At 60.4% G+C, this 7,973-nt stretch carries 10 protein-coding genes; 2 read left to right on the top strand and 8 right to left on the bottom strand.

Going from position 1 to position 7,973, the window contains the following annotated elements; genetic code table 11:
* From AC6FTP_RS24175 to AC6FTP_RS24165, 3 genes are all read right to left on the bottom strand, one after another.
* Nucleotides 1-395 (bottom strand): restriction endonuclease subunit S (locus tag AC6FTP_RS24175; protein WP_497209473.1); only part of this gene is annotated, 395 nt, incomplete at its 3' end.
* Between the two features lie 94 nt (nt 396-489).
* Nucleotides 490-1,779: a hypothetical protein gene (locus tag AC6FTP_RS24170; protein WP_497209472.1), complete on the bottom strand. Its 1,290-nt coding sequence runs from the start codon at nt 1,777-1,779 to the stop codon at nt 490-492.
* 8 nt (nt 1,780-1,787) lie between these two features.
* Nucleotides 1,788-2,780 (bottom strand): glycosyltransferase family 2 protein, encoded by a 993-nt coding sequence (locus AC6FTP_RS24165; protein ID WP_497209471.1) that lies wholly within the window; start codon nt 2,778-2,780, stop codon nt 1,788-1,790.
* A 77-nt stretch (nt 2,781-2,857) separates the two neighbouring features.
* On the opposite strand from AC6FTP_RS24165, the gene AC6FTP_RS24160 reads away from it, so the two are divergent.
* Nucleotides 2,858-4,099 carry an O-antigen ligase family protein gene (locus AC6FTP_RS24160; RefSeq protein WP_497209470.1) on the top strand — a complete coding sequence of 414 codons (1,242 nt, stop codon included), beginning with the start codon at nt 2,858-2,860 and terminating at the stop codon, nt 4,097-4,099.
* Here AC6FTP_RS24160 and AC6FTP_RS24155 read toward each other — a convergent pair.
* A complete protein-coding gene (locus AC6FTP_RS24155) occupies nt 4,006-4,671 on the bottom strand; it encodes a hypothetical protein (protein ID WP_497209469.1) in 666 nt (221 codons plus the stop codon). The two genes, AC6FTP_RS24160 and AC6FTP_RS24155, sit on opposite strands and share 94 nt — an antisense overlap.
* 33 nt (nt 4,672-4,704) lie before the next feature.
* Entirely contained in the window at nt 4,705-5,886 is a 1,182-nt protein-coding gene (locus tag AC6FTP_RS24150) for a DegT/DnrJ/EryC1/StrS family aminotransferase (protein ID WP_497209468.1), read from the bottom strand.
* A gap of 90 nt (nt 5,887-5,976) precedes the next feature.
* Here AC6FTP_RS24150 and AC6FTP_RS24145 point away from each other — a divergent pair, with 90 nt between their 5' ends.
* The gene (locus AC6FTP_RS24145) at nt 5,977-6,627 is read left to right on the top strand and encodes a DUF2490 domain-containing protein (protein WP_497209467.1); all 651 of its coding nucleotides are present in this window, start codon (nt 5,977-5,979) and stop codon (nt 6,625-6,627) included.
* A gap of 119 nt (nt 6,628-6,746) precedes the next feature.
* Here AC6FTP_RS24145 and AC6FTP_RS24140 read toward each other — a convergent pair whose 3' ends face one another.
* The 3 genes from AC6FTP_RS24140 to argS all read right to left on the bottom strand — a co-directional run.
* On the bottom strand, nt 6,747-6,935 hold the full coding sequence (locus AC6FTP_RS24140) for a type II toxin-antitoxin system RelE/ParE family toxin (RefSeq protein ID WP_497209466.1): 189 nt from the start codon (nt 6,933-6,935) through the stop codon (nt 6,747-6,749).
* A 3-nt stretch (nt 6,936-6,938) separates the two neighbouring features.
* On the bottom strand, nt 6,939-7,181 hold the full coding sequence (locus AC6FTP_RS24135) for an addiction module protein (RefSeq protein WP_497209465.1): 243 nt from the start codon (nt 7,179-7,181) through the stop codon (nt 6,939-6,941).
* A 42-nt stretch (nt 7,182-7,223) separates the two neighbouring features.
* A partial coding sequence (argS, locus tag AC6FTP_RS24130) for an arginine--tRNA ligase domain-containing protein (protein WP_497209464.1) occupies nt 7,224-7,973 on the bottom strand: 750 nt, incomplete at its 5' end.

Here is a 7,973-nt window from a genome sequence, read left to right as displayed (position 1 = left end):
TCTTGGAGTTTGCCAACCTCCCAGCCCTGCGGGATGTCGCCGAGGGCGGAGGGGAGGCGGGGGACGGATTCGTGGCCGGGGAAGCGGAAGTGGACGAACCACTCGCGGTAGAGGGCGCGGGCCATGTCCTCCAGCAGCCGGATGCGCCGCTGGCTGTTCTCGATCAGCTCGTCGTAGGCCGACAGGATGCCCGCGATGCGGCGTTGGACGGGGAGCGGGGGGAGTTCAATCTCCATTCCTTTCAGAAGCACAATCGTGAAGGCCGACTGCGACGATCCAATCGTGCATTTCAGAAGCTCAGCCTTTCCCTGCGGAGCGGCTAGCCAGTAATAGAGGAACTGGCTATCGAGTCCTTTGAAGTTCCTGAACCAAGTCAGGTTCCCGCAGCCCCCCAACGCTCAACCAACACACCCCAACATGTCTGCCGAACTTACCGGGGATAGTGACGGAAGACGCGGAGAGGGGGAGTCCGTTTGCGGTGGTCCGTGCTCAGGTTCCAGGCGTGGCTGGCGCAGCCGAGGTGAAGCGCTTTTTCCACCAGGGGAGCAGCACCTCCAGGAGGCACCAGGCGTGGACGGGAGCGAGTAAAAAGAAGGCGGGGTGCAGGTAACGTTCCTGGCCGTACACCGCTCCATAGATGCCCGTGCTGAAGAGGAAGAAGAGCACGGACAGCTCCACCCAGATGTCTTGCTTTCGCCATAGCGGGACGAGGCAAAGTAGGAACACGAGGGTGAGGAAAAGCTGGTCGTTGCCCACCAGCAAAGCGAAGGGATAGCGCCACCAGGGGATGTCGTCCTCGCGGTAGAGATCGATGAACATGGCGGCGGTGCGGTGGAGGCACTGCTTCACATATTGGAATGGATTGGCCTTCAGCCAGTCGAGGGCTGCCTTTTTGTACCAGAGGTATTTCTCAGCATCGTTTTTGCAGGCGGCGATGGCGACCTTGGCCTCGTCGGGCATGGCGGGATGATCCGGCGAGGAGATCTGATAGTAGGGCAGGATGTTCGCGCGGTAGAGCGAGCTGAAGCCATCGATGGAGCCCATGATCGGCAGGCCGAAGACGGCCTTGTTTCGTGCGGTCCAGCCGAGTGCTGGAAGCAGAGCGATGAGGAAAAAGACCGCCATTTTGGGCAGCTTCACTGGCAGCCGCAGCCAGAGCAAAAGGCTGAGCGCCGGGATAAAGAGGACGTTCACCGATTTCGTGATGCCGAGCAGTCCGAGCCAGAGCGCCGTGCGCAGGAGTACGCCCCAAGTCGGCCCCTTGCGCCAATGCGTGCTCACTTCCAGCGCGACCATGCCAAGCAGCACGGTGGAGAGGCATTCATTGCCCATGGAATACTGATAAACGGCGATGGGACTCGCCTGCATGATCAGCAGTCCGATCCAGGCGCTCGCACCCCCGAAGATCGTTGCCAGATGCCGAACGATCAGTCCACAAATCCAACCGTAGAGAACGATCTGCACGACCACCACGGGCCAGAGATTCGCCGCTGTGAAGACATGCGGTTTCACAATGCCCGAGGCCAAAAACGCCATGATGAAGCCCGAGTAACCCGGCTCCCGCTTCCCGGAGGATTGCAAGCCATCCAGCGAATAGATGCCATCCGTCAGCGGGTAGGCGGCGAGCTTCAGATACTCCAGAGAGTCCTGGATGATGACCCACTCGTCTGCTTTGCCCAGCAGCAGCGTGATGAAGAAGATCAGATGCCCGGCAAAGAGCGCTATGGCCCAGCGTGTCAGGCAAGGCAACTGGCCCTGGTTTTCTAAAAAACGATTCACTCGCGCGATCATGACTGGCTTGCGTCAGGGGGTGGATTGGCAGAACTGATGCTGCCTTCGCCACGCCGCATCATTTGCATCTCAAAGAGGGCGCGGAAGTAGTTGTTGATGCTGGTGAGGATGAGCGAGATGCTGGCAAACATCATGCCCAGCAGCATGAGCCCCGTGGCTAGGATGGCCATGGGCACGCGGTAAACGTAGCGGAACTTGATGTAGTCGTAGATGGGAAAAGCACCTGCCAGCAGCGCCGCCACGATCAGCAGCACTGAGATGGTGCCGAAGAAGACGCTGGGGCGGTAGTCCCGCAAAATGCGGAAGATGGTGGCGATCACCCGCGCGCCATCGTGGAAGGTGTTCAACTTCGAAAACGATCCCTCGGGCCGGTCCGTGTATTTGATGGGGACCTCCACGATGCGGAAGCGATTATCGAGGGCGAAGATCGTGCTCTCTGTCTCCAGCTCGAAGCCCGCGCGCAGAATGGGCGTGTGCTCCACAAACCGCCGCGTCATCACCCGGTAGCCGGACATCACATCCCGCAGATCGACTTTGAAGAGCCAGTTGATCAGTCCTTTCACTAGTCCGTTGCCCAGGTTGTGAAAGGGTCGCTTGTTTTCCTTCCGGTAGTCGCCCGTCGAAAGTCGATCTCCCACCACCAGATCCGCCTCGCCGGAGAGCACCGGGGCGAGCATCGCGGGCAGGTCCTCGGGGTGGTAGGTCATGTCAGCATCGATCATGATGTACACATCCGCGATGACATCGTGAAAGGCGCGGCGCACCGCATTCCCCTTCCCTGGGCGGCGCTCAAAGAGCACCCGCCCATGGGCACCACACTCGGCCAGCGTCTGGCGGGCGAGATCGCCCGTGTTGTCCGAGGAGCGGTTGTCCACGACCACGATTTCCGCCTGCGGCAGAGCCGCATGGAAGCAACGGATCACCTCGACAATGGTGAGAGCTTCGTTGTAGGCTGGAATGATCAGCGCAAGGGATGGAGAACCTGACATTCAGAGAAGTTAATTATAAAATTTATAGAATCAATAATTTATCCGCTTATTCTTACCCCAATTATCGATCTGACCTCATGTCCCCTCGTTTCCAAAAGCATCTCGACTGGCTCACCATCTGGGCCTGTGGGACCTGCGCGGGTCTGCTGGTCGCCGACGTGGTGATCGGCACCTACAATGCGGGCATTTCGCCACTGAAACCCAGCCTCTTCACCCCACTGGTTTTCCTCATGTGCCTCGGCGTCTGCGCTCTGAGCAGGCCGCGTTTCTGCCTGCCAGCCCTGCTTTTGGCCACGCTGCCGCTGATCCGCTTCCTTGATCCCCTGCTGCTGAACCGTTTCGCCTGCTCCTTCACGCAGACGATCATCATGGACAATCTGCGCGTCCTCATGGTGGTGGTGGCCTTTCTGGCCCTGCTTTCCTGTCCTCAGGGGCTGAAAGCCATGCGCTGGGCCGCCATCCTCGCCATTCTGCTCACCAGCGGCTCCTCCATTGCTGAGTTTCTCGGCGTGGCGAAGTTCTCCAGCATTCCCGGACGATTCAGCGGCTTCAACGGCCACCCGAATTCCCCGCCCATCGTCCTCTGCCAGTGCCTCGGCCTGTGCTTCGCCCTCGTCAAAAGTTTCCGCTGGAACTTCGCCCTCATCGTGGCGGCCATGCCGGGAGTGGCCCTCACCTATGGACGCAGCGGGATGGCCATCTATGCCGTTCTCTGCGGCACGTACATCTTCCTGAATGCCCGTCGCCAGCTCGGCTTCCTTTTCCTTTGTGGCGCAGCCATGCTGCCACTCCTCGGCGTCGGTTTTGCCATCATGGAGCAGCGCACGACGAAAGGCATCCAGAAGGATAAAAACACCGCCGACCGCCTCGAAGCCATCTACACCCTCGACTTCGACAAGCTGAAGTCCCCTGAGCGAGTCAAAGACCTCTCCGATGCCTGGGAGGCCTTGCTGCAAAAGCCCATCGCCGGGCATGGTGTCGGTGCCGCCTCCACCCGCTGGGCGCCGCACAATGAATACGTCGCCATGTGGCTGGAGATGGGTGTCGTCGGATTGATCGTCTATCTGCTCACCCTCTACGGTCCCGCCCTCCGCAGCCTCATGTGCGGAGGAAAGGCCGCCTATGCCGTGCTGGCCATGCTCGCCTACTCACCCATTGCCCAGGGGCGTGTCATGGACCCGCACTTTTACTTCACCCTGCTCACCACCGCGCACGTCCTCTGGCCTCACCGCTTCCGTCTCGTCGCCAGCCACCCGAGGGCAACGGCAACCACCGCACTTCCCGCCAGCCATCCCAACCACCCGATGCCCCGCCATTGAGGGGCACTTGGAGGAATCACTGCGGCTGACATTGTCGGCACCGGAAGGGCTCGGCTGCTCTCTCCGGGAAAAAGCACCTGCACCTTCGGCTCAGCCATCTCCGGCGTCTTCAGCAGCAGGATCAGACTGACCTGCGCCTCGCGGGCAAAGCCCAGCACGAACTCCCCTGCCCCGGCAGGCACCGTGCCGCGCAACGTTCCCAGCAAATGCGTCTCCGCTGTCTCTGCCGTGACCGGCTGATTCGTCGCCCCATCCATCGCCACAAAGGTCATCCCCGCCAGCGGCTGCGTCTTCCCGCCGAAGCGTACCTCCACATGCTTCTGCAAATGCTCTGTCGCCTGCCCGAACGTCGCCTTCACCTGCTCCGGCGACTGCCCCAGGTACCAGTCCGACGCCACCGGAGGCAGCGAAGTCGGGATCGACGAAAGAAACACCCTCGGGTCCAGATTCACCTTCAGTTCAAAGCTCCCCGAAGCCTCAAACGTCGCCTCGATCGTCATGTTCGGCACCTGATGCGCCTGCGAAATGGCACAGGCGAGCAATGACAGGATCAGGCAGCGGAGGAAAGACATCGGGGAGAATCGCACGTGCCGCCCAAACTTGTTCTACCACTCGGCGATACCGGCGATGACTTCGAGTCGCTGCTCCTCGGTGAGTTCACCGTAGATCGGGATGCTCATGACCTCGCTGGCGAGGCGATGGGAGATCTCGCAGCCCGTGCGCGAAGACTCCGGCAGATCGGCGAAGCACTGCTGCTGATCCAGCGTGACGGGGTAATAGACCTCGCAGCCGATCTTCTTCGCCGTGAGATGATCGCGCAGGGCATCGCGCTTCCCACCGAGCACACGGAGGGTGTATTGATTCCAGATGTGATCGTTGTGCGCATAGGCCACGGGCAGCACGATCTTGGCATTCTGCGCCGCCAGCCAGGTGTCCTGGGCGTTGACACATTTGCAGTGGGCCGGATCAGCCTGGACCACGCCGGGCAGCTTCAGCAGCTCGGCGGTGTAGTGCGCGGCATTGCGCTGACGCTCGGCGGTAAATTGAGCGTAGCGCTTCACCTTCACGCTGAGCATGGCGCATTGCAGCGTGTCCATGCGGAAATTCGCACCGACGTAGTGATGGTAGTACTTCGGCTTCGCACCGTGATTGCGCAGCACTTTGGCGAACTCGGCCAGCTCATCATCATTCGTCACCAACATGCCACCATCGCCGAAACCGCCGAGGTTCTTGCTGGGGAAGAAGCTGTAGGTGCCGAAGTCGCCCATCGTGCCGGACTGGCGGCCTTTATACTGCGAACCGATGGACTGCGCTGCATCCTCGACCACACGAAGCCCGTGTTCTTTGGCCAAAGCCAGGATGGGGTCCATGTCGGCACATTGACCGAAGAGATGCACGGGGATGATGGCCTTCGTCTTCGAGGTGATCTTCGCGCGAGCGTCATTCACATCCAGGTTAAAGCAGATCGGGCAGATGTCCGTAAACACCGGCACTGCGCCAAGACGGGACACCGCCCCCGCCGTGGCAAAGAAGGTGAAGGCCGGGCAGAGCACTTCGTCGCCGGGCTTGATGTTCAGCGCCATGAGCGCCAGCAGCAGAGCATCTGTGCCTGAGGAGACAGACAGCGCGTGCTTCGCACCAGTCATCGCCGCGATCTCCTTTTCAAAGGTCTCCATCTCCGGCCCCATGATGAAGCGTCCATGCTTCAGCACCTGGGTAAAGGCGGCCTGGAGTTCGGATTCGAGCGGGTGGTTTTGAGCGTTGACGTCGAGGAGGGGGACGGGCATGGGAAGGGACGAATCTTTGAATGACGAATGCGGATCATGCCAGCGATTCCTCAGAGGACATCTGGCCTTGGAACTGCTTAGGATAGGGACATGCGAACACGCTTGGGACTCCTTGGACTGATCTGGCTCCTCCATTCACCGGCACATGCCGACGAATGGTGGGCGTGGTCGTGGCTGGAGTTCTGGCAGCAGCCGGGACGTAGTGCGGGCGTGTTTCTGGCGAATCGCGAGGACTCGGCAGACGGCCCGTACACCCAGCTCGTCAGCCCACGCTACAAGCAGGAGCTGCTGCCCTGGCTGGATTCTGGGATCGGTCTCTCCGTGCTGAATCTGGAGAATACAGTCTCGAACGAACGCCACTGGCAGCTCCGCCCCGAGCTGGAGCTGAACCCGCATCTCGAACTCACCTCCCATCTGCGGATCGACTGGCGAAATCGCATGGAGTGGCCCTGGAATGAGGAGGAGTCACTAAAGGCGGGCCGTTTCCGTCATCGCATTCAGCTCGGCTGGACACTGCCCCACGCCATCGGCCCCTGGACCCGCCTCTTTGTCAGTAACGAATGGCTGGTGAACGTGGATCGAGGCCAATGCACCGAGAACCGCGTCGTGCCACTCGGGCTGACTTTCAAAGCAGGCAAGCGCGCCGATCTCGATGTCTTCTACATGATCGACTCCATCATGCCCAAAGAGACCTGGATTCACGAATCCGTGATCGGGACGTATCTGCGGGTGAGGTTTTGAGGTGCTTCATTGTGGACGACGGCGACGCCAGTAGTCGGGGTGACGGCGTTCATGTGCCACGGCGGCTATCCAAAGCTGATCGAGAAGTTCTTCGTAAATGATCAAGTATGGAAATCGCTTCAGCCGAAAGGCGCGCATCCCTGTCTGGCGGAGAAAGGCATGACGTGTGGGGGCTGTTGCAATGGACCGCACGCTTTCTCGACAGCCTCTTCAAAAGCAGTCGCGGCCCAAAGAGAGCGCTCGGCATAATAGGCGACGGCTTCATCAAGCTCCTGAAAAGCTTCGGGATGAAACACGACCTGCTTCATCACTCAGAGGTATTTCTGCCGAAGACTGGCAAAGACTTCTTCGGCAGGAATGCCGACGACTTTGCCGTCACGAACTTCCCGCATTCGACGCTCTAGCTCGGCGTCCCAAGCTTCAGCATAGCCATCCTCAGCAGGCTCCGATGATTCTTCATCCAGCGAGCGGATCAGCCACGAGGCGAGATCTGCCCGGTCAGCGACTCCGAGTGGCTCCAGGAGAGGGATGAGTTGATTGGCTACTGCTGTCATAGCACGAGCAAGGTGTGGGACGCGCCCGAGTGCGTCAAGAGATCACATCCGCTCCGTCGTCTCGATGCCGAGCAACCCAAGCCCTGTCTTGAGGACGCGGCTGGTGGCTTCGCAAAGGGTGAGGCGGGTGTTGCGGACGGCGCCCTCACTGCGCAGCACGTTGCAGGCTTCGTAAAAGCTGTGGTAGGTGTTGGCGAGTTCGAAGAGGTAGGTCGCGAGGGTGTTCGGGCGATGGTCGGCGAGCACGTCATGCGTGGTCTCGGCGAACTGGGCGAGCTTCATGGCGAGGGCGCGCTCGGCGGGCTCGGTGATGGCGAGATCGGCGGTGAGCGTGACAGCTCCTTCGAGCTTTCTGAAGATGCTGCGGGTGCGGACGTAGGCGTTCAGCAAGTAAGGCGCGGTGTTGCCTTGCAGGCTCAGCATCTTGTCCCAACTGAATTTGTAATCCGTGAGCCTGTTCTGGCTGAGTTCCGCATACTTCACGGAGCCAGTGCCGATGATGCGGGCGATCTCGTCCTTTTCGACATCGCTGAGGCCTTGCTCCTTTTCATCGGCAGCGGCGCGGGCGCGCTCGATGGCTTCCTCGATGACCTCCAGCAGGCCGACGGTTTCGCCGCTGCGGGTTTTGAACATCTTGCCATCAGGTCCGAGGATGCTGCCGAAGGCGATGTGTGTCATCTCGGTGGTCACGCCGCGACGTTTCGCGGCAGCGAAGAGCTGCCTGAAATGAAGCTGCTGCGGGGCACCGACGACATACCAGATCTGATCCGCGCTCCACTCCCGCACGCGGTA

Source organism: Prosthecobacter sp., assembly GCF_044378005.1.
Lineage (GTDB): Bacteria > Verrucomicrobiota > Verrucomicrobiia > Verrucomicrobiales > Verrucomicrobiaceae > Prosthecobacter.
This window is presented reverse-complemented; position numbering and strand designations above follow the sequence as displayed.

Excerpts from the sequence above, each read along its gene's own strand:
- AC6FTP_RS24165 (WP_497209471.1), bottom strand. The coding sequence starts at position 2,780 with ATGTCAGGTTCTCCATCCCTTGCGCTGATCATTCCAGCCTACAACGAA.
- AC6FTP_RS24160 (WP_497209470.1), top strand. The coding sequence starts at position 2,858 with ATGTCCCCTCGTTTCCAAAAGCATCTCGACTGGCTCACCATCTGGGCC.
- AC6FTP_RS24155 (WP_497209469.1), bottom strand. The coding sequence starts at position 4,671 with ATGTCTTTCCTCCGCTGCCTGATCCTGTCATTGCTCGCCTGTGCCATT.
- AC6FTP_RS24150 (WP_497209468.1), bottom strand. The coding sequence starts at position 5,886 with ATGCCCGTCCCCCTCCTCGACGTCAACGCTCAAAACCACCCGCTCGAA.
- AC6FTP_RS24145 (WP_497209467.1), top strand. The coding sequence starts at position 5,977 with ATGCGAACACGCTTGGGACTCCTTGGACTGATCTGGCTCCTCCATTCA.
- AC6FTP_RS24140 (WP_497209466.1), bottom strand. The coding sequence starts at position 6,935 with ATGAAGCAGGTCGTGTTTCATCCCGAAGCTTTTCAGGAGCTTGATGAA.
- AC6FTP_RS24135 (WP_497209465.1), bottom strand. The coding sequence starts at position 7,181 with ATGACAGCAGTAGCCAATCAACTCATCCCTCTCCTGGAGCCACTCGGA.